Raw genomic sequence first — 24,195 nt, forward strand, 5'->3', positions numbered from 1 at the left:
CTTGATCAGCAACTTATCCTCAGGCGACGCCAGCGCCGCACGAAACCCATTGATGCGAGCTTCCGCTCCTTGCTCAACTCGTGCGACGCGCCCTGCCGTCGGCAGGGCGGCAAGCAATTGCCAATAAGGTCAATATCGCGCAACGGTCTTCGCGACCGAAACGACCGTGAGACCAGATGCCGGGGGCTGACGGAACCATCCTGATTACCGGGGCGCGCGCGCCGGTGGCACTGCATCTGGCACGCCTCCTCCATGGCGCCGGGCACAGGGTGATCCTGGCCGACACGCCGGCGCGGCCAATCGCGGCGGCGAGCAAGGCCGCAGCGCGCTACCACCGGCTGCCGCCGCCGCGCTTCGAACCGCAGGCTTATGCCGAGGCGGTGCAGACGCTGATACGGGCTGAAAGCATCAGCCTGGTCATCCCGACCTGCGAGGAAGTCTTTCATCTTGCGCTTGCCTGGCGCGGCAGGACCATGCCGGCGCTTTTGTTCGCACCCGATATCGAGTTGTTGGCGCAGGTCCACAACAAGCACAGCTTCATCCGGCTCGCCGAACGGCTTGGGCTGGAGGTGCCAGAGACCACGCTTGTCAATTCCCGCGACGATCGGGAGGCGGTGCGTGGCCACTCGCGTGACCTGGTGCTCAAGCCGGTCTGGTCGCGCTTCGCCAATCATGTTCTGCTGCGTCCGGCACCAGATTTCCTTGATGCGATCGCGCCCTCGCCCGCCATGCCCTGGGTGGCGCAGCGTTTTGTCGAGGGCGAGGAGATCAGCGCCTATGCTGTGGCGCGCGAGGGCAGGCTCAAGGCGCTGGCGCTCTATCGTTCGCTCTATCGCGCCGGCAAGGGCGCCGGCATCTTCTTCGAACGGGTCGAGGACGATGCGGCGCGCGCACTGGTCGAGCGCATCGTCGCCGGCACCGCATGGACCGGGCAGATTTCGTTCGACCTGATGCGCGAGACGGATGGACGCGTGCTGCCGCTCGAATGCAACCCGCGCGCGGTCAGCGGCCTGCATTTCTTCCGCGATCCGGCGCCGTTCGCGGATGCCGCGCTCGGCAGCGGTCCGGAAGTCGCGCCTGATCTCACCGCGCCGCAGACCGTGCGGCTTGCGATGTGGATTTATGGACTGCCGGCGGCGTTGCGTTCAGGCAGGCTCGCCAGTTTTCGAAAGGCAATGCGCGAGGGCCAGGAACTGCTCGATTGGCCGGGAGATTCAGCCCCGGTAAGGGCCCAATGGCCGGCGCTTGCGGAGATTGCGCGCGTGGCATTGCGCGAACGCATCAGCCTGCAGGCGGCCTCGACGCGGGATATCGAGTGGAACGGGCCGGCAGATTGCCGTTGACGCCGGCGGGACAGCACCCCCTCTGGCCTGCCGGCCATCTCCCCCGCAAGGGGAGAGATCAGCAGTTCCGCCGAAGGCGCCACTCCTGCAACGTTGATGATTGGCGAAAGCAGTCGCGACAGCCAATCTCCCCCCTTGCGGGGGAGATGGCCGGCAGGCCAGAGGGGGGTGTGAAGGAACGCGACCTAACTATCTCTCAAGCGAAAACTACAGTTCAATCTCGTGCACCCTCGGCTCGCTCGCCGCCGCCGGCATTCTGCCTTCCATGATCGCGGCGATGTCGCGGCGCAGGAAATCGAGCGGGCCGATCACAGGCACGGCCTGCGGGGCGAAACGGGCATTGTCGCTCGCCGATCTCAGCACGCGGCGGTCCTGATGCAGCGCCATGGCGAAGAGCGGCTTGAAAGCAAGCGCCTTCAGCTCGCCGAGCAGACCCTGGCGCCGGCCGATCAGCCAGCCCACGCCCTCGACGGTGCGCTCGTCGGCCTGGCGCAGATGGAAGGTGGTGGCTAACACCAATCCCTCCTTGCCCCAATATTCGAGCTCCGCGATGCCGGGATGGCGGAAGCGGCCGATGGTTTTCGCGCGCTCGCCTTCCAGCAGCCGGCTGATCAGGCCCTGCTGGCGGTCCTCGCCGGTGTAGCTCGCCTCGACCCAGCCCTCGCCTCCCGTCACCTCGACCCGCACCAGATGGCGTTTGAAGGTGAGGCCGCGCAGCAGGCCCTTATGGGTGAAATGTGTATGGGTGGCATCGAGGATGTTTTCCGCCGCATCGATCACCGTCGACTGGGTCGATGAACGCACCCGCCGCACGATTATGTCCTTGCCCTGCATGCAGTGCAGGTAAGGTTCGCCCCGCGGCATGCCCGACGAGATGAAGACGACGCCGTCGCGCTCGATCGCGGCGTAGCGGCGGACCCGGAAATGCGGCATGGCGCCGACATGGCCGGGGATCGCCGTGCAGCGTCCCTGGCCGTCATAGCGCCAGCCATGATAAGGGCATTCGATCTCGCCGCCGACCACCTTGCCGGTCGACAGCTCGACCAGCCGGTGCGGGCAGCGGTCGAAAAGAGCGGCAACGCCTTGCGCCGAGCGGAACAGCACCACGGGCTCGCCTTCGAAGAGAATGCGCTTCGGTCGCCTGCCGATATCGGCGGACAGCGCCACCGCCTGCCAGTAGGCTTCGCCGCGGCGCTCACTCACAATTCGAACCTCCTGAGCAGGGGAATGCCGACCCGCGCCAGCACGGTCTCCATGATGCGGATCGCCACGCGCCGGCGAAGCGGGAGATGCCCGGCATAGACGGCGTTGTATTCTATCGCCGCGACCGCGCCGCGCCGGCGTTTGAAACCGGCGGCACCCGCGCTCATGTTGAAGAACAGGCCGCGCGCCGTGGCGTGATCCTGCGCCATCGCCATCGCCATGCGATAGAGCCCGTCGGCGACCGGCAGGCCGGTGTCGTAGCCGACGATCGGCTGGGTCAGCGTGCAGCCGTTTTCGAACAGGCCGGTGATGGCAACCAGCTCGCCGCCAGGCCGGCGCAGGCCCTCCAGGCTGATCATGCCGCGCCGATGCATCTCGGCGATGTAGCGGGCCGTGTAGTGCGGATTGAGCGGCGTGTATTTGTCGAGATAGAGCATTTTGTAGAGTTGCTCAGCGCGGGCGTAGTCGGCCTCGCCGAAATCGCCATTGCCGACCCGCTCGAAAGGCGCCGTGCGCAGGCGGGCGCGATCGCGTTTGATGTCGCGCGTCATCGCGGGCGCGGCGCTACGGTCGGCGAAGATGTAGATCTGGCGTGCCGCCAGCATGCGGAACCCCTCGGCCTTCAAGGCGGCAATCGTCGCCGGATCGGCGATGTTGTTCAGCGAGCGGATAACGATGGCGCGATCGGGGAAGCGCGCGGTCAGCACCGCGTGCAGCGACGCGACCGTCGGCCGGTCGAGCAGCGGTACCGGATTGGTCGAATAGAGCCAGTTGTTCACCTGCGCCTGACGGTCGAGGCCGCTTGCCCTCACCAGCGGCGCGCAGGCGCCGATCAGCGCCTTGAGCGCGCGCTTGAGCAGCGGATGGGCGGCGAAGTTGCGCGTCTCGTCGATCGCGTAGTCGATATAGGCGCTGGTCGGGCAGCAGATGTAGCAGTTGGGCGCATCATCGGCGTCGTTCAGCGTCAGCGGAAAAATGCGGCCGGAAAGTTCGAACGTCTCGACCTTCGTCTTCAGGTTGGCAATGAGATCGCGCACCGGCATCTCGTTGAAAAGCTTCACAAAAGCCTCGACCTTTGCCGGCCTGTTCTCGACCCGGTCGGCCTGCGGCGCAGGCCTTTCCATCGTCGCCGCGCCACTCACCGCGCCTGCTCCAGGCGGCATTCGACGCGGCGCAGCTTGCGGCCTGTTTCCAGTGGCAGCGGCGCTCGGACGAGCGTTACGGTGGCGGCCGCCTTTCGTATGTCCAGGAGCGCGCGCACCGACTGATGAGCGGCGGCCGCCGCGTCGTCCGCGAGCGCCGGCGATAGTCTGAGCTCGATCCGGTCCGGTCCGGTCTGGACGAGGCGGAAATCGTCGATGCGGCGGTCGGCCTTGAGCACCGCGTTGCGCAGCACATCCGGCGTGACGAGGATCGGGCCGTTCCGCGAAGTGAGCCGGAAGACATCGTCCATGCGGCCGACGATTTCGTCGACGCAGCGCAGCGGCGACCCGCAGCCGCAAGGCTGCCCGGACAGGCGCAGCAGGTCGTTCATCCGATATCGCGCCATGATCTGCGTCCGGCGGCGAAAAGCCGTCACCAACGGCGTCACCAGCCCCTCGCCCGCCGGCTCGAATTCGAAGAAAACGGAGTCTTCCGCGAGATGCAGGCCGCCCTTCCGGCAGGTCACGGCGAACAGGCCTTCGGTCGCCATATAGATCTGGTCGAGCGGCAGCCTGAAGAAACTCTCGATGACCGGACGGTCGACCGGGTCGAGCGTCTCGGCGGCCGAGAAGACACGCTTCGGCCGGAGACGGAAGTTTTCGGCCGCAAGATGCCGGAGCATTTTTGGCGGCGCGATGATGACCGTCGGATCGAAGGCTTCGAGCGCGCCGCGCCAGCTTTCCGGTCCCAATGTCAGGTCGAAGAAGGCGAGCTTGATCAGGCGCGATTTGCGGGCGCTGTCGTAAAGCCCGGTGTTCTGCGGCAGGATGACGGCAACGCGCATGCCGCGCCAGACAAGATCGGGTGCCGCCTTGGCGAGGATTGTGCCCAGCCAGCGGTATTTCTCCGCTTCCGAAATCATGAACAGGCCGCGATTGCCAGAGGTGCCGGTGCTGGCGCCGACGGTGAGCGCGCCGGCGCGCCTGTCACGCGCCAGCGCCGCCCAGGCTTGCGCGGCGGTCAGGCCGTGGATGTTGAACTCGTCGAAGCGCGCCATCAGCAGCGCCTTGTCGGTGACCGGCAGGTCGGCGAGCCGGGCCGGTGCTCTGCCATAGAAAGGCGCACGCGGCAGGTCGCGGTCCAGGAAACGCCGCAGGGCGGCGGCCTGCCAGCGTTCGAAGCCGGTCCGGGTCTTGCGCGACAGCCAGCGCGTCAGGGCAAACGAGCCTGCCGCTTCGGCCAGACCGTTCATGCGGCCTCCGGCGCAAGATCGCGGGATGTCGGCGCGGGGTCGTGGCAGAGCATCACTTCGCCGCCGGAGGCAAGGAAGCGGCGCAGCATGGCGCTGGTCGGTTCGATCGCCGCCGCATCCTCGGCGATCAAGGTGGCCGGGAAACCTGGCGTGCGCTTCTCGGTCAAAGCAGTGAGCAACCATTGCACATCGACGGCGTAGAGCAGCGGCCGCTCGAGACCATTGAACAGCAGGCCGAACTGGCCGTCGGCATGTCCGGGAAGATCGACCGCGACTACGCTGCCATCGCCGAAGATATCCGTGCCGCCTGGCATGTCGCCACGTGGCTCGATGCGCGGCTTGCCGGATAGTCCGTCGAGCCGCGACTCGAAGTCGGCGGGAAACAGCTCGGTGAAGACGCCGTGGCGCAGATTCTGGCGCGGCGTGCGCGCCTTGACCCGCGCCCAGGCGGCATCGTTGGCGATGAAGCGGGCGTTGCGGAACAGTGACAGGCCGGAGATGTGGTCGGCATGAAAATGCGTGACGACGACGTTGCGGATGTCGCTAGGCGACAGGCCGAAACGGCGCAGCAGCGGCAGAACCTGCTCGTCGGCATTGAGCTGAGGTTTCAGCAGCGCGCCGTAAAGCCGCAGCATCCGGCCGCGCCGTTCGCCGCTCAGCGCTTCCGGCGTGTAGCCCGTATCGATCAGAACCGGGCCGGCAACGGCGTGAAAGATCAGCCCGTAGCGGACGCGCAGCCTGACGCTTTGCCAGCTCCCGCCGCGCAGGATCAGCCGCTCGGCGGCGCTTACCCAGGCACTGTTGGCGAAAACGATCTTCATGGCCCGACGCCCCCGGAAAAGGTGCGGTCGAGTCCCTGTTCGAACGGAACTTTCGGCGCCCAGCCGAGCATTCGTTTCGCTTTGGAAAGATCGAGGCTTTGCGCATAGGCAAAGAGGCCGAGACCGTAGCGCGTGACCGGCGGCTCGGGGCGGCCGGGCAGCCGCAGCGCCACCGCTTCCATGAGGCCCGCCGCCAGCATCGCCGGCACGAGCGGCATCGGCCGCCAGCGCGCGTGCAAGCCGGCGCGCATGCAGGCCTCGTCGGCGATGCGGCGAACCGGCAGCACAACGCCGCCGGAAATGTTGAAGACCTGGCCCTCGGCCTCACCCGATGCCGCAAGCGCCGCCATCACCGCGTCGACGACATCGTCGACATGGGTGAGGTCGATGGCAGCGCGGCCATCGCGAAACAGCGGCAGCGGCCGGGTTCTTGCCGCCTTGATCAGGCGCGGCAGCAGCGCGCGATCGCCTTTGCCGTAGATGCCGCGCGGCCGCAGCACCACTGGATGGATGGCAGGCTGGCCAAGCACGATGTTCTCCGCCTCGCGCTTGGTGCGGGCATAGTGATTGACCGGTTCCGGCAAAGCCATGTCCTCGGTCAGGCCAAGCTGATCGCGGAAGGCAAAGCAGACAGATGGGCTGGAGATGTGGACGAAGCGGCTGACGCCCTGCCGCCTGGCGAACTCGACGAGGTTCCGCGTCGCCGTCACATTCGCCGCCTCGAAATCCGCGAGCCGGCCGAAGGGCGAAGAGAGCGCCGCGCAATGGATGATCCGTTCGACCCTGCCCAGCCTAGGGTCGAGCGCGGCGTCGAGCGGCTGCGCCAGATCATGGCGGATGATGCGATGACCGGCAGCTTCGAGCGCGGCGCAGCGTTCGTCGTCGCGGCCGAGCCCGAGCGCCAGCATGCCGGACGCGGCCAGCCGCTCGAGCACATGGGCGCCGAGGAAGCCGCTTGCGCCGGTTACGAGGACGGCCATCGATTAGACCTCCAGCGCCATGCCGCCGAAGGAGACGCCGGCCGAGGTACCGAGGAAGAGCAGCTTCATGCCCGGCGCCACGCGGCCCTCACGGCGCGCGACGTCCAGCGCGAAGGGAATGGAGGCCGCGATCTGGTTGCCGAAGCGGGCGGAGATGTCGACGAGCTTTTGCGGCGCGAACCCGGTCTGGCGCGCCATATGCGCAAGCGCGAACGGGCTCGCCTGATGCGGCACGACGAGATCGACGTCCTCCCGCCGCCAGCCGGCGCGCTCGAGCAGGATGTCGACGAAGCCGTTGAAGTGGCGCGAGGTGAGCCGGAACAATTCCTTGCCGTCCATGTGGAACAGGCTGTGCGCGGCGAACGCTTCCTGCTCCTTGCGGAAATCGAAGCGTGTGCCGCCTGAACCGATGCCGCAAGCTTCCCAGCCGGAGGGATAGGTACGCATCAGGCTAGCCGCCACCTTGCCCTCGCTTGGCTTGGCCTTGCGCAGCACGGCCGCCGCCGCGCCATCGCCGAAGAGCGCCGCGACCTCCGGCGCGTCCTGCCACGGCAAAGCGCGCGAGGCGACTTCGGACGAAAACACCAGCGCCGTCCCGCATTGCCCTGCCTCGATCATGCGGCCGGCGGTCTCGAAGGCGGTGAGGAAGCCAAGACAGGTGCTGTTGACGTCGAAGGCGGCGGCCGAGCCGTCCGCCAGCCCCAGGCGCTGCATGACCAGGGGCGCGCTCGCCGGCAACGGTTGGTAAGGCACGCCGCAGCCGCCGACGATCAGGTCGACGGTGCCTGGATCGAGGCCGGCGTCCTCAAGCGCAAGCGTGGCCGCGGCGCAAGCGAGATCGATTTGCGATTCGAGCTCGCAGACATAGCGCTCGGCGACGCCGGTGACGGTTTCCAGCGCGCCCTGGCCGAGGCCAAGCCGCTCTTCCAGCATCCGTGTGGTGAGGCGCTCAGCCGGTACCGCCCTGCCGGTTCCGACAATCCTGATCCGCATTCTACCCCCGCCGCTTGAATTGGTCTTCTTCCAACTCATAGATCGATGCTAGCAGTTCGTGGCGACATTCCGCCAACTATTGTTGGCGTTGATGTTTCCGGCGAGGCGAAGGGGATCCACACGTGCAGAACTCAATCAATCTTGCGTTGGTTTTGGTGTTCTGCGGCTGCACTTGCAGCTTTGCCAACGGCGATTTTCTAAGAGTCTCGGTCGACTGCCCAAAACCAGATGGCAACGGGATCCTCGTAGCCGTCGACGAAAACCCGAATGGCTACGAGTCGCGCATAACGACGTCCTATGTCGACGGACAAGTCGACAAGATCGCCGTGGCCAATTCTGAGGACGGGTCGAACTTCAGAGACCAGTTTGTGCTTAGTCGTTCAACCAGTGCCGGAACGAAAGAGGCTCCGGCGTTCCGTGCCTTCGAAGATCGGGCCAACGAATTGCTCCGGTTCTTCTGCCTGGCCGAGCCCGCGGCCAAGCAGCGGTATCTCGACCTGCTGCAGGCAAATCGGGCGCTGCTTCATCAGCAGAAAGCGCCGTAAGAGCCACCTCAAACTGCAGGGCACTGATGCTCAGGCCTTGCGCTCCCAGCGCCGATCCGGCGTCTGCTGCCAGTAGGTTACGGCGTGGCCGGCTTCCTTCATCGTCTTCCAATGGCCGCGCGCGGCTTCGAGCTGTGCCGAGTCATGGCCGTCGAACAGGAAGACGGCGCGTTCGTAGCCGGAAAGCTCCGGTGGCGTCGCGCCGTCGACAAGGAAGCGTATCTGCGCGGCGTTCTGGTTGCCCTCGCCCGTGGTGAGCAGGATCGGCTGCTCGGCCGGATAGGCCTCACGGTCGGTTGCATGCGCCAGGAAGGAATCGTCACGGAAAATCCACAGATGCTGGTCGAGCGCGTCGCGGCGCTCTTCCGTGCCGGTCTGCACCACCGCGCGCCAGCCGCGCTCGATACTGCGCTCGAGCAGGCCGGGCAGCGCCTCCTCGAGCGTCGATTCGGTCAGGTGGTAGAACAGGATGTCGGCCATCCCGAGCCTACCCTTCGTAGTGATCGCGCACCAGGCGATCGAGCAGCCTCACGCCGAAGCCCGAGCCCCAGGACTGGTTGATCTCGCTCGAGGGCGCGGCCATCGCGGTACCAGCGATGTCGAGATGCGCCCAGGGCGTGTCCTTGACGAAGCGCTGCAGGAACTGCGCCGCGATGATGGCGCCGCCATAGCGGCCGCCGATATTCTTCATGTCGGCATTCTTGGAATCGATCAGCTTGTCGTATTCCGGCCCGAGCGGCATGCGCCACAGCCGCTCCTGGCTGGCCTGGCCGGCGCCGGACAGCCGGCCGGCAAGCTCGTCATTGTTGGAAAAGAGGCCGGCATAGTGCTGGCCGAGCGCCACCATGATGGCGCCCGTCAGGGTCGCCAGATTGATCATGAATTTCGGCTTGAAACGATCGTTGGTGTACCAGAGCGCGTCGGCGAGCACGAGGCGGCCCTCCGCGTCGGTGTTGAGCACTTCGATCGTCTGGCCCGACATCGAGGTGACGATGTCGCCGGGGCGCTGGGCATGGCCGTCCACGGCGTTCTCGACCAGGCCGACGACGCCGACCACATTGGCCTTTGCCTTACGCGTCGCCAGCGCGTGGATCAGCCCGGTGACGGCGGCCGCTCCGCCCATGTCGCCCTTCATGTCTTCCATGCCCGAGGCCGGCTTCATCGAATTGCCGCCGGTGTCGAAGGTCACGCCCTTGCCGACGAAGGCGAGCGGCGCGTCCTTGGCCTTGCCGCCATTCCAGCGCATCACCGCAAGACGCGCGCCGCGCGGCGAGCCTTGCGCAACGCCGAGCAACGAGCCCATACCGAGCTTCTTCATTTCCTTTTCCGTCAGGATCTCGACCTCGACGCCGAGTTGCTCCAGCGCCTTGACGCGTTCGGCGAATTCTATCGGCCCCAGCGCATTGGCCGGCTCGTTGACGAGGTCGCGCGCCAGCAGCACGCCATCGACCACCGCCTCCTCGCCGGCAAAAGCCTTCTTCGCGGCCGCGGGGTCGGCGCAGTGGATGGTTATCTTGGCGGGCTTCGCCGCCTCGGCCTTCCTGGCGTCCTTCGCGTCAGATTGGCCGTCCTCCTTGTCTTTCCTGGTCTTGTATTTGTCGAAGGCGTAGCTGCGCAGGAGGATGCCGGCGGCAAGGCTCGCCGCCTGGCGGCCATCGGGCTGCAGCTCCGGCAGATCGAGGATGACCGCCACCTCGGTCGCCTTGCGCAGTGAAGCGGCAACGGCGCCGCCTAGCTTCAGCCAGGCGTTGTCGTCGAGGGCAGAGACCTTGCCGGCGCCCACCGCCACCAGCCTGTCGACGGACGTTCCTTCCGGCGCCAGCACCTCGGCGGAGCTTGCGAATTTGCCGGAGAAATCGGCGACCGGAAACGCGCGCGCCAGCGCACCGGCAGGATCGCAGGCCTTCGCCGCCTCGCCGAGCCCACCGCCGTCGGCCGCGAACACGAAGACGCTGCCCTTTTTCGGCACGGCGAATTTGGCGAAAGAAATGGATGGTCTCAACGTCATCAGGTCCTGCTTTCGGGGATGGCCGTAAGGTGCCGGCAAAGGTAATTTTCAGCGAGCGAGCGGTTTGGCAAGCGTGCGCGACATTTGGTCGTTTTCAGCCATTTGGCAAGACTTTGGCCGAAATCGCGGTCTATATCGGCGCCATCATAGACGAGGGATTCGCCTCGGCACGACCTTAGCCTGCTGCCGCAACCTGCTGTTAACCATCGATGTTTTGCATTTCTTATCGATTGGCGCGGAGACTCCGCCGCGCCGGGGTATGTGGCGTGGGGCGACAAACCGGAGCGAGCCGCCGATGACCCAGTTGTGCGGGCGCCGCCGGATCACTACCTTGTCGGCGGGCATGATGCCGTTCGGCAAAATCGAGAAAAGCCTTCATGAAGGTCGTTGAACGCTACATCATGCGCCGGGCGCTGACGATGTTCCTCGCAGCGCTGGTCTGGACGCTGGCGATCGTGTGGACGACGCAGGTTCTGGCCAAGATCGACCTCGTTACCGACAACGGCCAGTCGGCGCTTACCTTTTTCGAAGTCGCGGCGCTCATCATCCCTTCGATCATCCCGATCGTGGTGCCGTTCGCGCTGGTCGTGGCGGTGGCGCAGACGCTGAGCGCAATGAACACCGATTCGGAGCTGGCCGTACTCAGCGCCGCCGGCGCCTCGCGCTGGACGATCGCGCGGCCGATCCTGCTGCTCGCGATCGCGGCCTGCGCCTTTTCCTTCATCGTCGACAACGCCATCGACCCCTATGCCAGGCAGAAGAACCGGCAGCTGGTGGCGGCTTCGCGCGCCGATCTCGTGTCGCTGATCATCCAGGAAGGCACGTTCCGCAAGATCGACGAGGGCCTTTACCTGCAGGTCGGCGAACGGCTTCCCGGCAATAGGCTCGGCGGCATCTTCGTCGCCGATTCGCGCGAGGAAGGCGCCAGCCTCACGTATTACGCCAAGAGCGGCAGCATCGTCGAAAAGGGTGACGAGAAGGTGCTGATGATGAATGACGGCGTCATCAACCGCAAATCGGTGACCGGCGACCTCTCCGTCATCCGCTTCACCTCTTATGCCTTCGACTTGTCAGCCTTCATGTCGGCGGCGAACGACATCACGCTTTTGCCCAAGGACCGGACGACGGCGTATCTGCTCAACCCGGATCCCAACGACAAGATGTTCCAGCGCGAACCGGGCAGCTACTGGGCGGAGCTCAACCAGCGCTTCGCCGAATGGTCCTATTCGCTGGTGTTCGCGCTGATCGCGCTTGCCGTAGCCGGCGACGCGCGCTCGCACCGCGAGGCGCGCATCAATCCGCTGATCACGGCAATCGCCGTCGCGCTGTTCGTGCGATGGCTGGGCTTCTTCGCCGCTGGCAAGGCCGACAGGGTCGGGTATTACGTCTACCTGCTCTACGCCATACCGCTCGTCGCTTCGGCGGTTTCGATCTGGTTCATCGTTTCCTCGCGCAGCATGGAATTGCCAGTCAGCTGGGCCGATTGGCTGACCAACCTTGCCAAGCGCGCCGGCGACAGCTGGACGGCGTTCAAGCTCTGGCTCGCCCGGCGCACTTCCGGCCAGGGAGCCTGACCATGGGCTGGACGCTGGGCCGCTATTTCTTCTTCCGCTACGTCACGATCACCTTCTGGTTCTTCCTGGGCCTGCTGGCGCTGGTGTTCCTGATCGATTTCACCGAGCTGTCCGGCCGCACGACAGGCCTGCCGGGCTTCACCTACGGCACCGCCTTCGCCATCTCGGCGCTCAGGATGCCGATGATCATGCTGCAGACGGTGCCGTTCGTCGGGCTGTTCTCGGCGATGGCGACGCTGGTGTCGCTCAACCGACGCTATGAGCTGGTGATCGCACGTTCGGCCGGCGTTTCGGCCTGGCAGTTCCTGTTCCCGTGCTGCGTCGGCGCGCTGATGTTCGGCGTGCTGTCGGTGGGCGTGATGAACCCGATCGCCGCGCATGGTTTTTCCTGGTCCGAGCAGATGGAGAACGATCTCAGGGCCGGCAAGTCGAACGCCGTCACCACCAATGTCACGCCATGGCTAAGGCAGAAGACCGAATCGGGCGACACCATCATCGGCGCCCGCGCCATCCTCAACCAGGGGCTGGAGATGGCTGACGTAGTGTTTTTCGTCCTCGACCCGCAGGGCAACATCGCCGAGCGCAAGGATGCCGCCAAGGCCTTCCTGCGCGACGGCTACTGGGAACTTCAGGACGTCAAGGTCTTCAGGGGCGGCAATATCCAGGCGCTGGCGTCCGACAAGGTGCCGACCAATCTCAAGCCGGAATTCGTGCAGGAGCGCCTGGCGCGTCCGGAAACCATCCCTTTCTACGAGCTGCCGCGCAAGATCGAGGTTGCCCGCTCCTTCGGGCTCAAGGCAAATGCCTTCGCCATGCAGTTTGATTCGCTGGTGGCGTTGCCGTTCCTTCTCGTCGCCATGACGCTGATTGCTGCAACGGTTTCAATGCGATTTGCGCGAATGGGGCAGTCTGCAACGATGATTCTGGGTGGCGTCGTGGCCGGCTTTCTGCTTTATGTCGTTTCGGTACTGGTCAAGGCATTCGGTGTAGCCGGATTCGTGCCTACGGTGGTGGCTGCATGGGTTCCGGTTGTCGTGGCTATGTTCTTTGGGGTGACCTTTCTGCTATACAAGGAAGACGGCTAGTGAGGGAGGCTGGATTGCGCAGCCATAGGCAGGCCGGTTTGGCACGCCTCTATGGGGCGACAGCCTTGGCATGTCTGTTCGCTTGCGCGGTACCGACGGTACCCGCGCTGGCGCAGACGATTGCCGCCAAGCCCGTCCCCTCCGGCACGCAGATGCTGCTGGCCGCCGATACGCTCGTCTATGACAACGACAAGCATACGGTGACCGCCGTCGGCGGCGTCCAGATCGACTATGGCGGCAACAAGCTGGTCGCCCAGCGCGTGGTGTACAACCGCGACACCAAGCGACTCGTCGCCAGCGGTGCCGTCGAGCTCGTCAACAGCGACGGCACCAAGGTCAATTCCGATCATATCGACATCACCGACGACTTTGCCGACGGCTTCCTCAACGCGCTGCGCGTGGAGACGATCGACAAGGCTTATTTCGCCGCCGAGAGCGCCGAGCGCATGGGTGGCGTGCTCACCACCTTCCACAACGGTGTCTACACCGCCTGCGAGCCCTGCGAGGACCAGCCGGACAAAGCGCCGACCTGGCGCGTCAAGGCCAGGAAGATCATCTGGAACGGCGAGAAGAAGACGGTTCGCTTCGAAAACTCGAATTTCGAATTTTTCGGCTTCCCGCTTGCCTACCTGCCGGCCTTCGAGATCGCCGACCCGACGGTGAAGCGCAAGAGCGGTTTCCTGATCCCCGGCGTCGCCTACAACAGCGATCTCGGCGTCGGCGTCAAAGTCCCCTACTATTTCGCGCTGTCTCCGACCTATGACCTGACCGTCACCGGCACCGGCTACACCAAGCAGGGTTTCCTCGGCGAGGCCGAGTGGCGCCAGCGCTTCAACAACGGCCAGTACACGCTGAAGATCGCAGGCATCAATCAGCAGGATCCCGGCGCGTTCGTCGATTCCAGCGGCTACAACGTGAATTCGGGACCGGCCAACGATCCGAACAAGTTCCGCGGCATGATGGGCACCAAGGGCCAGTTCGCGATCAATGAGCGCTGGAATTTCGGCTGGGACGTGCTGCTTCAGACCGACAAGAGCTTCTCGCGCACCTACAGCATCGACGGCTACAGCGACCTCGTCCACCAGTCGTCGATCTATCTGACGGGCCTGAGCAACCGCAATTATTTCGACGTTCGCGCCATGCGCTTCGAGGTCCAGGAGAACACGCTCTCCAGCGACCCGACCGCGCGCGCGTCCAAGCAGCCCTGGGTGCTGCCGTCCTTCGACTACGCCTATATTCCGGACACGCCGCTGGCCGGCGGCCAGCTGTCATTCAACGTCAATGCGCGCGTCATCAGCCGCGACCGGCTGGACCAAACTCTCGACGGAGGTTCGGTTCTGCGCGTTCCGGGCATAGAGGGCCAATCCAGCCGTTTGACGGCGGAAGCCGAATGGAAGCGCACCTTCACCACCGATGATGGCCTGCAACTGACGCCGCTGCTCGCCTTCCGCGGCGACACCGGCTATGTCAACGCCAATTCGGCCTCGCTCGCCGCCGTCAACCAGATGGGGACGAATCTCGGTGAAGATGTCGATACGCGCTCCTCGCTTGCCCGCTACATGGCCACTCTCGGCCTAGAGGCGCGCTGGCCGCTGCTTTTTTCAATGGCCAACTCCAGCCATGTGCTGGAGCCGACCGCTCAGGTCTTTGTGCGTCCGAACGAGCAATATGTCGGCGGACTGGCCGTTCCCAACGAAGACGCGCAAAGCTTCGTCTTCGACGCCACCACGCTGTTCGAGCGTGACAAGTTCTCGGGCTATGACCGTATCGAAGGCGGCACGCGCGCCAATGTCGGCTTCCGCTACTCGGGCGCCTACGACAACGGCTGGGCCACGAATGCTATCTTCGGCCAGTCCTATCAGCTCGCGGGCCAAAACTCCTTCACCGCACCCGATTTCGTCAATGTCGCCGCCGAATCCGGCCTGGACAAGCCGACCTCGGACTATGTCGGCTTGATCGGTTTCAACAGCCCGAGCGGCTTCTCCGGGTCCGTAAGCGGGCGTTTCGACGAGCAGACTTTCGAGGTCAGGCGCGCCGAAGTGAAGGCCGCCTATTCCGGGCTGCCGATATCGCTCAGCGCCAAATACGCTTTCATCGAGGCGCAGCCGCTCTATGGCTTCACCACCGACCGCCACGAGGTCACGCTCGGCGCCTCGACGCATCTGGCGCAGAACTGGCGGCTGTTCGGAACCGGCACCTACGACATCGAGCAGAATGTGCTGGTCAAGGACGGTGTCGGCTTCGCCTACAACGATTCCTGCTTCACCTACATCATGACGTATTCGCAGACGCGTGATTCCATCACTAAGGAATTGTCGCAGAGCATCGGCTTCAACCTGTCGTTCCGCACGCTCGGTGATTTCGGCTCGTCGACAAGCGCGGTCGACACCATCCAGTGAGGGCAGGCGCACGGCCTGGAGCCGTGCGTCGTTGAAGCATGTCTCCGGAAAGTGGTAACCGGTTCCGCGACAAAGAGATGCGCAAAATCGAAAACCTAAAGCGCACAGGGCAAATCTGAAAGATCGCGACGCGCTTTAGGGCCGCCGATGGCGCTTTGGTCTTGATTTGGGGCGTGAACCCTCGAAAATGCGCTGATTCCGAGGGCGACATCGTTTCGCCGTATAGGACGGGCATGGGGGTCGACCGCATGCGCAGGCGCTCGGAGGGCGCGCGGCGCCGTCGTGGTGGGCAAATTGGGAAGATAAGATGAGGAAATACCTGGTTTCGGCAGGATTGGCGCTTCTGGTGGCGGCCGCCTCGGTTCCGGTCACCGCTGTCGTGCAGCCTGCTTTCGCCGCGGAGATCAAGTATGTCGTCAACGGCATCCCGATCACCACCGGTGACATCGCCCACCGCGCCGCCTTCTTCAAGCTGCAGCATAAGAAAGGCGATGCCAAAGAGGAGATGATCGACCAGACGCTGCGGCTGGCCGAGGCCAAGCGGCTCGGCATCCGCATCACCGATCAGCAGGTCGACGCCGCCTACCAGCGCTTCGCCTCGGGCAACAAGATGCCGCTCGCCAAACTCGACGCGATCATGGCGCAGTCGGGCGTCACCAAGGAACATTTCAAGGAATTCATTCGCGCCCAGATGGCCTGGAACCAGGCGCTCGGCGCGCGTTACCGCTCCGGCGAAGGTGGCTCGGTAACCGAACAGGATGCGGTCCGTCGTATGCTCGACAAGGGCGGATCCAAGCCGACAGCAATGGAATATATGCTGCAGCAGGTGATCTTCGTGGTGCCGGCGTCCGAGCGCTCCGCCACGCTCGCCAAACGCAAGCGCGAGGCCGACGCCATGCGCGCCCGCTTCAACGGCTGCGCCACCACCCGCGAATTCGCCAAGGGCCTGCTCGACGTCACCGTGCGCGACCTCGGCCGTGTGCTGGCGCCGCAATTGCCGTCCGACTGGGCCGAGCAAATCAAGGCGACCAAGGTCGGCGGCGCGACGCCGACGCGCGAGACCGAGCGCGGCATCGAATTCATCGGTATCTGTTCCTCGCGCGAGGTTTCCGACGACAAGGCCGCGCAGATGGTGTTTCAGGCCGAAGGCAGCAACGACAAGGACGCCGACGAGCTCAGCAAGAAATATGTCGCCGAGCTGCGCCAGAAGGCCAAAATCGTCGAGCGCTAGAGACAGATGATTTCAGGTCGAATTGACCTGAAATCTGAATCCGTCTCTAAATCAAAGAATCGAGCATGATGTTGTCCGAAAACCGCTGCACACTTTTCGGCATCATGCTCCGGGCAACAAGCGTGCAATACCGTAGCCAACCCTCCGCATGAGCGCGCACAGGACTGACGCGCCGCTGGCGCTGAGCGTCGGCGATCCCTCGGGCGTCGGGCCGGAGATCGCCATCGCCGCCTGGCAGGCGGGCGACAGCGCCGGCGTGCCGCCCTTCTACCTGCTCGCCGACCCTGCCCTGATCGAAGCCCGCGCCCGCCTTATCGGCGCGAATCTGGCGATTGCCGAGACGCTGCCGGGACAGGCAGCGCATCATTTTGCCCGCGCCCTGCCCATCGTGCCGCTGCAAGCGCGTCATGTCGACAGCCCGGGAGAGCCGGACCCGGCCAATGCCGCCGGCACCATCGAAGCCATCGACAGCGCCGTTGCCGACTGTCTCGCCGGCCGCGCCGCCGCGGTGGTCACCTGCCCGATCGCCAAGAAGTCGCTGTACGACGCGGGATTCGGCTTTCCCGGCCACACCGAATATCTGGCGCACCTGGCTTCGCGCTACGCCGGCAAGGATGTGACAGCGGTGATGCTGCTGGCCGGGCCGGATCTTCGCACGGTTCCGGTGACCATCCACATCCCCCTGGCCGAAGTACCGAAGGTGCTGACGACGGAGCTGATCTTCGACACCGCGCGCATCACCGCCGCCGATCTCAAGAGCCGCTTCGGCATCGCCCGGCCGAGGCTGGCAATCGCCGGGCTCAATCCGCATGCCGGCGAAGGCGGAGCCATGGGCCTGGAGGATGCCGCGATCGTCGCTCCGGCCGTCGAGAGGTTGAGGGTGCAAGGCATCGACGCGATCGGGCCGCTGCCGGCCGACACGATGTTTCATCCGCGCGCACGCGCCTCGTATGACGCGGCGCTCTGCATGTATCACGACCAGGCCCTGATCCCGGCCAAGACGCTGGCCTTCGACGAGGCGGTCAACGTCACGCTGGGCCTGCCCTTCATCCGCACCTCGCCCGACCACGGCACCGCTTTCGACATCGCCGGCAAAGGCATTGCGCGCGCGGACAGCCTGATCGCCGCGCTGAGGCTGGCGCGGCGGCTGGCCGACAGCGGCCGGCATTCGGCCGCCGCGTGAGGCTCAGTTGAACGGGCGCACCACGATCGACGGATTGCCGCCGCTGCGCGAGGTGATCGAGCGACACGGCCTGCAGGCCAAGAAAGCGCTCGGGCAGAATTTTCTGCTCGACCTCAACCTGACGAGCAAGATCGCCCGCGCCGCCGGCGATCTCGGCGAGGCGACGGTGATCGAGGTTGGTCCAGGCCCCGGCGGGTTGACGCGGGCGCTGCTCTTCAACGGCGTGCGGCGCGTGATCGCCATCGAGCGTGACGAGCGCTGCCTAGAGGCGCTGGCGGAGGTCTCCAGCCACTATCCCGGACGCCTCGAGGTCATCCCCGGCGATGCGCTGAAAACGGATTTTTCAGCACTCGCCGGCACGGCAAACGGAGGGCCGGTGAAGATCGCCGCCAACCTGCCCTACAATATCGGCACCGAGCTTCTGATCCGCTGGCTGACCGTGGCCGACTGGCCGCCCTTCTACCAGTCGATGACGCTGATGTTCCAGCGCGAGGTGGCGGAGCGCATCACCGCGGGCCCGGACAGCGATGCCTATGGCCGGCTCGGCGTTCTGGCCGGCTGGCGCACCGAGGCGAGGATTGCCTTCGACGTGCCGCCGCAGGCGTTCACGCCGCCGCCGAAGGTCACCTCCTCCGTGGTGCATCTGGTGCCGCGCCCGTCTCCCCTGCCGGTGGACGGCAGAAAGCTCGGCCGCGTCACCGAGGCCGCCTTCGGCCAGCGCCGCAAGATGCTCAGGCAAAGCGTGAAGAGCCTGGGCGGCGAAGCGTTGCTGACGCGAGCCGGCATCGACCCGACACGGCGGGCCGAGACGCTGAGCGTGGAAGAGTTCGTGCGGCTGACCAACGCCGTTTGATTGCCGGCGCCACCACTGGAACCCACAAGACGGCGCCATAGATAGGCGGGCGAAACCGCCTGGAGCCTGCAATGCCCGCCTATATCATTTCCGACGTTACGATCCGCGACCGGCAAGCGTTCGAAGCCTATCGAACCCGCGCCGCGGCCTCTATCGCCGCGCATGGCGGACGCTATCTGGTCCGGGGCGGCGACGTGGAGACATTGGAGGGCGATTGGCGACCCGGGCCGCTGATCGTCGTTGAATTTCCTGATATCGAAACCGCGCGGCGCTGGTACCGCTCTGACGAATACGCAGCCGCACTCGAGGTTCGCGATACAGCGCTGAGCCGCAACCTCATTCTGGTCGAGGGCTTGTTCAGTACATGACAAGGGTAGCATTTGTCATTCAGACGCATTACATTTATGGCAAAGGAGGCTATCATGCCAACGAACGCACTTGTCCAGACTCGTATAGACGCCGAGATCCGGGATCGGGCTTCCGCGGTGCTCGAAAGCATGGGGCTGACGGTCTCTGATGCGGTTCGCATACTGCTCACCCGTACTGCCAATGAGGGTGTGCTTCCCATCGATCTGGTCACAAACAACGAGGCGTACGACGCGTGGTTTCGCGCCAAAGTGCGCGAGGCGCTCGACGACACTCGGCCCGATATTTCGGACGAACACGTCGAGGCCCATTTTGCCGAGCGACGCGCGGCGGCACGCCGCAAGGCTGGTGAACAAAAATCTTGAAGATTGTCTGGTCGCCATTCGCGCGTTCCGACCGCGACGGCATTTTTACCCATATTGAAGCCGACAACCCTACTGCCGCGATCGCCGTGGATGAGCGGATTGTCGCCGCCGTCAGCCGCCTTCGAGACTTTCCCGAAAGCGGCCGGACCGGCAGACTCTCAGGGACACGGGAGCTTGTCATCGTTGGGACACCATACGTAGCAGCCTACCAACTCACCGAGGGTAGGATTCGAATCCTGCGCGTGCTTCATGGAGCACAGCGTTGGCCAGACGATCTGCAAGACTGCTGATACAGTTTGTTCGGTTTGGCGACGCCACGGCGCCTTGCTCACTGCGTCTTCTCGTCCAGCAATCCCGAAATGAAGTCGAACAGGCCAGGCCGCCTGTCGCGCCGAAGCCGCTCCGCCGTGACGATGGCGCGGACCTCGGCGAAGGCGCGGTCGAGATCGTCGTTGACGATGACGAAGTCGTATTCCTTCCAATGCTCGATCTCGAGACGGGCGTTCTTCAGCCTGGTCTCGATGACGGATTCCTGATCCTCGGCGCGGCGCTTCAGGCGCGCCTTCAATTCCTTCATCGACGGCGGCAGGATGAAGATCGAGACGATGTCGGCGCGCATCTTCTCCTTGAGCTGCTGGGCGCCCTGCCAGTCGATATCGAACAGCATGTCGCGGCCTTCGGCCAGCGCGATTTCCGCCGGCTCGCGCGGCGTCGCATAGCAGTTGCCGTGCACTTCGGCCCATTCGAGCAGCGCATCGGAATCGCGCAGCCGCTCGAACTCGCGCATGGTGCGGAAATGATAGTGGACACCCTCGATCTCCGAGCCGCGGCGCGGCCTCGTGGTGACGGAGACCGAAAGTTCGAGACTTCCATCGCTTTCGAGAAGGTTGCGCGCGATCGTCGACTTGCCGGCGCCCGACGGCGACGACAGCACCAGCATCAATCCGCGGCGGCGGATGCGGGACCCCAGATCCCTGGCAGCCGTCGGCTCCTTGGCAACCATTCCCGTCACTCCAGATTCTGGACCTGTTCGCGAAACTGGTCGACCACCGCCTTGAGCTCCAGCCCGATCGCGGTGACCGCGGCGGCGTTCGATTTGGAGCATAGGGTATTCGATTCGCGGTTAAATTCCTGCGCCAGAAAATCGAGCTTGCGGCCAACCGCACCGCCGCTTTTGAGCAGCGCCCGAGCGGATGCGACATGCGTCTTCAGCCGGTCGATCTCCTCGCGGATGTCGGCCTTGGTGGCGAGGAAGGCGGCTTCCTGGTGCAGCCGGACTACATCGAGATTGGCCGAGGAGTCCATCAGGAGACGCACCTGATCGGCGATGCGCTCGCGGATTGCCGCAGGCTCGCGCGACGGGTCGGCTTCCGCCCTCAGCGTCAGCGCCTCGATGATGTCGACATGGCCGGAAAGCAGTGCGCCGAGCGCCGCGCCCTCGCCGCGGCGCGCCTGCTCCAGGCCGGTGAGCGCCGTCTCGAGCGCCGACAGGATCGCGGCATCAAGCGTCGCCCGCTCCTCCTCGGTCTCTATCGCCTCGGGAATGTCGAGCACGCCGCGCAGCGAGAGCAGGCCGTCGGCGGTGGCTGGCCCGGTGTCGAACTGCTCCTGCAAGCGCTTGGCGAGTCCCGCCAGGTCCTTGAGGAACGCCTCGTTGACCACCGGCTGAGTTTGCTTTGCGGCGGCGCGGCCAACGGTCAACGTCGCCTGGAAATTGCCGCGCGCGAAGCGCTTCTGAACGGTCTGCCTAACCGCGGTCTCCAGCCGGTCGAAACCCTGCGGCAGCCGCAGCCTTACCTCGGCGCTCTTGCCGTTCACCGATTTCACCTCCCAGGCGATCGAGGTGCCTTCGCTTTCGGCGGCGCACCGCGCGAAGCCGGTCATGCTCTGCAGGCTCATTGCCCTGTCGTCCCCCTGTCGCAGCCCAGGCGTAAGGCCCGGCGCCGCGCATCCCAAAAATCGCCGGACGATCTACCGGCGTCCCCTCAAAACATGAATATGGCCCCGCGTCAAAGGACGCGAGTTTCCGTTTGATGCATGTCGTTATCCCAAAACCGCTACGCACTTTTGGGCGACATGCTCCTGTCTGATGCATGTCGTTATCCCAAAACCGCTACGCACTTTTGGGCGACATGCATTGCGCCTACTGCGCCGCGTCGCCGCCGGCGTCACCGTTCTCGCCGCCGTCGCCGGCGTCATTGCCGTCGGCGTTGCCATCGGGAGCGGCTGGCGCCGTCGTCTGGCCGGAAGCCTTGGCGGCGGCATCCGCCTGCTTCTTCTGCAGCGTCCGGTAGCGGGCGACGTTCTGATTGTGCTCTTCCAGCGTCGCGGCAAAGACGTGGCCACCGCTGCCGTCGGCGACGAAATAGAGGTCGTCGGTCTTCGACGGATTGGCGACCGCCTCGAGCGCCGCGCGGCCGGGATTGGCGATCGGCGTCGGCGGCAGGCCCTTGATCAGATAGGTGTTATAGGGCGTCTGCTTGTCGATGTCGGACTGGTAGATCGGCCGGTCGGCGGGTTTGCCCTTGCCGCCGAACAGGCCGTAGATGATGGTCGGGTCGGACTGCAGCCGCATGCCCTTGGCCAGGCGGTTGAGGAACACCGCAGCGACGCGCGAACGCTCGTCGCTCTTGCCCGTTTCCTTCTCGACGATCGAGGCAAGCGTGACGAAGTCATCGATGTTGGCGATCGGCAGGTCGGGCGCGCGATGCGACCAGACCTCCTCGACCAGCTTCTTCTGGTCGGCGACCAGTTTGTCGACCATCTGCTGCCTGGTGGCGCCGCGGGTGAAGCGCAAGGTGTCGGTGGCAATGCTGCCCTCGGGCGGCAAGGTCGCCGGCATGTCGCCGGTGAGCGCATCCTGCTCGGCGACGCGCTGCAGCGCCTGCTCGACCGTCAGCCCTTCGGGAATGGTCAGCGAGTACATCACCGACTTGCCGCTCTTGAACAGCTCCATGATGTCTCGCATCGAGGCGCGCGGCTTGATGGCGTATTCGCCGGCCTTCAGCGCGGTTTCGTTGCCGGTGGCGCGCACGCCGAGCCGGAAGATGCGGGCATCGCTGATCAAGTTGCGGCGTTCGAGCTGGTCCGCGATCTCCTGCACGCCGGTGTTCGGTTTGATCATGAAAGTGTCGCCATTGGCGGATGGGCCGGGCTCGACGAAAGCCTGCATGCCGAAATAGAGCGCCGCGCCCGAGGCGAGCACGAGCAGGATCACCACGGAGAGGAAGAAATTCAGGAAAACGACGACCTGGCTGCGCGAGGCGCGCGAGCGTTTCGACGGCGGCGGCGTGCCGGCCTCCGGGCGCAACGCTTCGGCGGCCGTCTTGGGCACGATCGGACCCTTCGTGCCCTGCCGTCCGAAATCCCCGCCTTCGCCCGGATTGGTGTTCCCCGGATTTGTGCTCATGGCGCCCTACCGTCTGATCTTGCAACGAATCCCCCAGTTACAGGCTAGGGGAGAATTTGGCAAAAATGACGGCAGGTGGCGGGACTGCCGGCCGGTTATCCGTCTCTGAGCAATCCCGGTCGAAAACGGCTGCGCGCGGTTCCCTGGGATCTTTCAGCCATTGTAACGCTGGAACACGAGCGAGGCGTTGGTGCCGCCGAAGCCGAAGGAATTCGACAGCGCGATATCGATCTGACGCTGGCGCGGCTTGTTCGGCACAAGATCGATCGCCGTCTCGCGTTCCGGATTGTCGAGGTTGATCGTCGCCGGCGCGATGTTGTCGCGGATGGCGAGGATCGAGAAGATCGCTTCCGCGGCACCCGCCGCGCCAAGCAGATGGCCAATCGACGACTTGGTCGATGACATCGAAATCTTCGAGGCGGCATTGCCGACCAGGCGCTCGACCGCGCCGAGCTCTATCGTGTCGGCCATGGTCGAGGTGCCGTGCGCGTTGATGTAGTCGATGTCGGCCGGCGAAAGCTTCGCCCGGTTCAGCGCCGCCGTCATGCAGCGGAATGCGCCATCGCCGTCTTCGGCCGGCGCGGTGATGTGATGAGCGTCGCCCGTCAGGCCATAGCCGGTGACTTCGGCATAGATCTTGGCGCCGCGCGCCTTGGCGTGCTCCAACTCTTCCAGGATGACGACGCCGGCGCCCTCACCCATGACGAAGCCGTCGCGGTCGCGGTCATAGGGACGCGACGCGGTCTCGGGCGAGTCATTGCGCTCGGTTGACAAAGCGCGGCATGCAGCGAAGCCAGCGATCGACAGCCGGGTGATCGGCGCCTCGGTGCCGCCCGCCACCATGACGTCGGCATCGCCCCACATGATCAGCCGGGCTGCGTCGCCAATGGCGTGCGCGCCGGTCGAGCATGCAGTGACCACCGCATGGTTCGGGCCTTTCAGGCCGTGGCGGATCGAAACCTGGCCCGAAACCAGGTTGATGATCTGCCCGGGAATGAAGAAGGGGCTGATGCGGCGCGGTCCGCGCTCCTTGAGGATCATCGCGTTTTCGGCGATGCCGTCGATGCCGCCGATGCCGGAACCGATCAGCACGCCGGTGGCGCATTGGTCCCCATGCGTCTCAGGCTTCCAGCCGGAATCGGCCAGCGCCTCGTCGGCGGCGGCGATCCCGTACAGGATGAACTCGCCGATCTTGCGCAATTCCTTCGGCTCGAGCACGGCCTCCGGATTGAAGGTGCCGTTCGAGCCGTCGCCACGCGGGATGATGTGGGCGATCTTGCACGCAAGATCGTCCACCTCGAATTCGGTGACGCGCCGGCAGGCGCTGCGGCCGGAGAGCAGTTCCCGCCAGCTGTGCTCGACGCCCATGCCGAACGGCGAAAGCAGGCCAAGGCCCGTGACGACGACACGCCTCATCGCAGGTCCTCCCCAGTCATGCCTGC

23 protein-coding genes are annotated in these 24,195 nt (G+C 65.0%); 11 read left to right on the forward strand and 12 right to left on the reverse strand.

Annotated features, from left to right (window positions below):
- The first annotated feature begins 176 nt into the window (after nucleotides 1–176).
- Nucleotides 177–1,343, forward strand: coding sequence for an ATP-grasp domain-containing protein (locus tag EN869_RS23640; RefSeq protein WP_127228389.1), 1,167 nt, complete (start codon nucleotides 177–179; stop codon nucleotides 1,341–1,343).
- A gap of 207 nt (nucleotides 1,344–1,550) precedes the next feature.
- Here the strand turns inward: EN869_RS23640 and EN869_RS23650 are convergent, their stop codons facing one another.
- The 6 genes from EN869_RS23650 to EN869_RS23675 are packed head-to-tail and all read right to left on the reverse strand — an operon-like array spanning nucleotide 1,551 to nucleotide 7,735.
- Nucleotides 1,551–2,546 (reverse strand): Rieske 2Fe-2S domain-containing protein, encoded by a 996-nt coding sequence (locus EN869_RS23650; RefSeq protein ID WP_127228390.1) that lies wholly within the window; start codon nucleotides 2,544–2,546, stop codon nucleotides 1,551–1,553.
- Complete coding sequence (locus EN869_RS23655; RefSeq protein WP_245489592.1) at nucleotides 2,543–3,688, reverse strand: GNAT family N-acetyltransferase; 1,146 nt, start codon at nucleotides 3,686–3,688, stop codon at nucleotides 2,543–2,545. Before EN869_RS23655 ends, EN869_RS23650 begins: the two co-directional genes overlap by 4 nt.
- A complete protein-coding gene (locus tag EN869_RS23660) occupies nucleotides 3,685–4,941 on the reverse strand; it encodes a F390 synthetase-related protein (RefSeq protein ID WP_127228392.1) in 1,257 nt (418 codons plus the stop codon). Before EN869_RS23660 ends, EN869_RS23655 begins: the two co-directional genes overlap by 4 nt.
- Nucleotides 4,938–5,762: an MBL fold metallo-hydrolase gene (locus EN869_RS23665; RefSeq protein WP_127228393.1), complete on the reverse strand. Its 825-nt coding sequence runs from the start codon at nucleotides 5,760–5,762 to the stop codon at nucleotides 4,938–4,940. Before EN869_RS23665 ends, EN869_RS23660 begins: the two co-directional genes overlap by 4 nt.
- On the reverse strand, nucleotides 5,759–6,742 hold the full coding sequence (locus EN869_RS23670; RefSeq protein ID WP_127228394.1) for an NAD(P)-dependent oxidoreductase: 984 nt from the start codon (nucleotides 6,740–6,742) through the stop codon (nucleotides 5,759–5,761). The genes EN869_RS23665 and EN869_RS23670 overlap by 4 nt, the downstream gene beginning before the upstream one ends.
- A 3-nt stretch (nucleotides 6,743–6,745) precedes the next feature.
- Nucleotides 6,746–7,735 carry a 3-oxoacyl-[acyl-carrier-protein] synthase III C-terminal domain-containing protein gene (locus tag EN869_RS23675; protein WP_127228395.1) on the reverse strand — a complete coding sequence of 330 codons (990 nt, stop codon included), beginning with the start codon at nucleotides 7,733–7,735 and terminating at the stop codon, nucleotides 6,746–6,748.
- Between the two features lie 122 nt (nucleotides 7,736–7,857).
- Between EN869_RS23675 and EN869_RS23680 the strand changes: the two genes are divergently transcribed.
- A complete protein-coding gene (locus tag EN869_RS23680) occupies nucleotides 7,858–8,280 on the forward strand; it encodes a hypothetical protein (RefSeq protein ID WP_127228396.1) in 423 nt (140 codons plus the stop codon).
- A 30-nt stretch (nucleotides 8,281–8,310) separates the two neighbouring features.
- Here the strand turns inward: EN869_RS23680 and EN869_RS23685 are convergent, their stop codons facing one another.
- Both EN869_RS23685 and EN869_RS23690 read right to left on the reverse strand, forming a co-directional pair.
- On the reverse strand, nucleotides 8,311–8,760 hold the full coding sequence (locus EN869_RS23685) for a DNA polymerase III subunit chi (RefSeq protein ID WP_127228397.1): 450 nt from the start codon (nucleotides 8,758–8,760) through the stop codon (nucleotides 8,311–8,313).
- Nucleotides 8,761–8,767: 7 nt separating this feature from the next.
- Entirely contained in the window at nucleotides 8,768–10,288 is a 1,521-nt protein-coding gene (locus EN869_RS23690) for a leucyl aminopeptidase (RefSeq protein WP_127228398.1), read from the reverse strand.
- A gap of 377 nt (nucleotides 10,289–10,665) precedes the next feature.
- Here EN869_RS23690 and lptF point away from each other — a divergent pair, with 377 nt between their 5' ends.
- The 9 genes from lptF to EN869_RS23735 all read left to right on the forward strand — a co-directional run bounded on the left by lptF (nucleotide 10,666) and on the right by EN869_RS23735 (nucleotide 19,634).
- Nucleotides 10,666–11,862 (forward strand): LPS export ABC transporter permease LptF, encoded by a 1,197-nt coding sequence (lptF, locus tag EN869_RS23695; protein ID WP_127228399.1) that lies wholly within the window; start codon nucleotides 10,666–10,668, stop codon nucleotides 11,860–11,862.
- A gap of 2 nt (nucleotides 11,863–11,864) precedes the next feature.
- Complete coding sequence (gene lptG, locus EN869_RS23700) at nucleotides 11,865–12,947, forward strand: LPS export ABC transporter permease LptG (protein ID WP_127228400.1); 1,083 nt, start codon at nucleotides 11,865–11,867, stop codon at nucleotides 12,945–12,947.
- Nucleotides 12,947–15,346, forward strand: a complete 2,400-nt coding sequence (locus EN869_RS23705; RefSeq protein ID WP_167507108.1) for an LPS-assembly protein LptD — start codon at nucleotides 12,947–12,949, stop codon at nucleotides 15,344–15,346. Before lptG ends, EN869_RS23705 begins: the two co-directional genes overlap by 1 nt.
- 307 nt (nucleotides 15,347–15,653) lie before the next feature.
- The gene (locus tag EN869_RS23710) at nucleotides 15,654–16,577 is read left to right on the forward strand and encodes a peptidylprolyl isomerase (RefSeq protein WP_127228402.1); all 924 of its coding nucleotides are present in this window, start codon (nucleotides 15,654–15,656) and stop codon (nucleotides 16,575–16,577) included.
- Nucleotides 16,578–16,725: 148 nt separating this feature from the next.
- Complete coding sequence (pdxA, locus tag EN869_RS23715) at nucleotides 16,726–17,760, forward strand: 4-hydroxythreonine-4-phosphate dehydrogenase PdxA (protein ID WP_127228403.1); 1,035 nt, start codon at nucleotides 16,726–16,728, stop codon at nucleotides 17,758–17,760.
- Nucleotides 17,761–17,767: 7 nt separating this feature from the next.
- Nucleotides 17,768–18,613, forward strand: a complete 846-nt coding sequence (gene rsmA / locus EN869_RS23720; protein ID WP_127228404.1) for a 16S rRNA (adenine(1518)-N(6)/adenine(1519)-N(6))-dimethyltransferase RsmA — start codon at nucleotides 17,768–17,770, stop codon at nucleotides 18,611–18,613.
- Between the two features lie 71 nt (nucleotides 18,614–18,684).
- A complete protein-coding gene (locus EN869_RS23725; protein WP_127228405.1) occupies nucleotides 18,685–18,981 on the forward strand; it encodes a DUF1330 domain-containing protein in 297 nt (98 codons plus the stop codon).
- A 54-nt stretch (nucleotides 18,982–19,035) separates the two neighbouring features.
- Nucleotides 19,036–19,344 carry a type II toxin-antitoxin system RelB/DinJ family antitoxin gene (locus EN869_RS23730; protein ID WP_127228406.1) on the forward strand — a complete coding sequence of 103 codons (309 nt, stop codon included), beginning with the start codon at nucleotides 19,036–19,038 and terminating at the stop codon, nucleotides 19,342–19,344.
- Nucleotides 19,341–19,634 carry a type II toxin-antitoxin system RelE/ParE family toxin gene (locus EN869_RS23735; protein ID WP_127228407.1) on the forward strand — a complete coding sequence of 98 codons (294 nt, stop codon included), beginning with the start codon at nucleotides 19,341–19,343 and terminating at the stop codon, nucleotides 19,632–19,634. The genes EN869_RS23730 and EN869_RS23735 overlap by 4 nt, the downstream gene beginning before the upstream one ends.
- A gap of 38 nt (nucleotides 19,635–19,672) precedes the next feature.
- Here EN869_RS23735 and gmk read toward each other — a convergent pair whose 3' ends face one another.
- The 4 genes from gmk to fabF all read right to left on the reverse strand — a co-directional run bounded on the left by gmk (nucleotide 19,673) and on the right by fabF (nucleotide 24,169).
- Nucleotides 19,673–20,347 (reverse strand): guanylate kinase, encoded by a 675-nt coding sequence (gene gmk / locus EN869_RS23740; RefSeq protein WP_127228408.1) that lies wholly within the window; start codon nucleotides 20,345–20,347, stop codon nucleotides 19,673–19,675.
- 5 nt (nucleotides 20,348–20,352) lie between these two features.
- Nucleotides 20,353–21,243 carry a YicC/YloC family endoribonuclease gene (locus tag EN869_RS23745; RefSeq protein WP_127228409.1) on the reverse strand — a complete coding sequence of 297 codons (891 nt, stop codon included), beginning with the start codon at nucleotides 21,241–21,243 and terminating at the stop codon, nucleotides 20,353–20,355.
- Nucleotides 21,244–21,487: 244 nt separating this feature from the next.
- Nucleotides 21,488–22,753, reverse strand: coding sequence for an endolytic transglycosylase MltG (gene mltG, locus EN869_RS23750; protein WP_127228410.1), 1,266 nt, complete (start codon nucleotides 22,751–22,753; stop codon nucleotides 21,488–21,490).
- A gap of 153 nt (nucleotides 22,754–22,906) precedes the next feature.
- Nucleotides 22,907–24,169, reverse strand: a complete 1,263-nt coding sequence (gene fabF / locus EN869_RS23755) for a beta-ketoacyl-ACP synthase II (RefSeq protein WP_127228411.1) — start codon at nucleotides 24,167–24,169, stop codon at nucleotides 22,907–22,909.
- Nucleotides 24,170–24,195 lie beyond the last annotated feature (26 nt).

It is taken from the genome of Mesorhizobium sp. M2D.F.Ca.ET.226.01.1.1 (assembly GCF_004022705.2).
GTDB lineage: Bacteria > Pseudomonadota > Alphaproteobacteria > Rhizobiales > Rhizobiaceae > Mesorhizobium.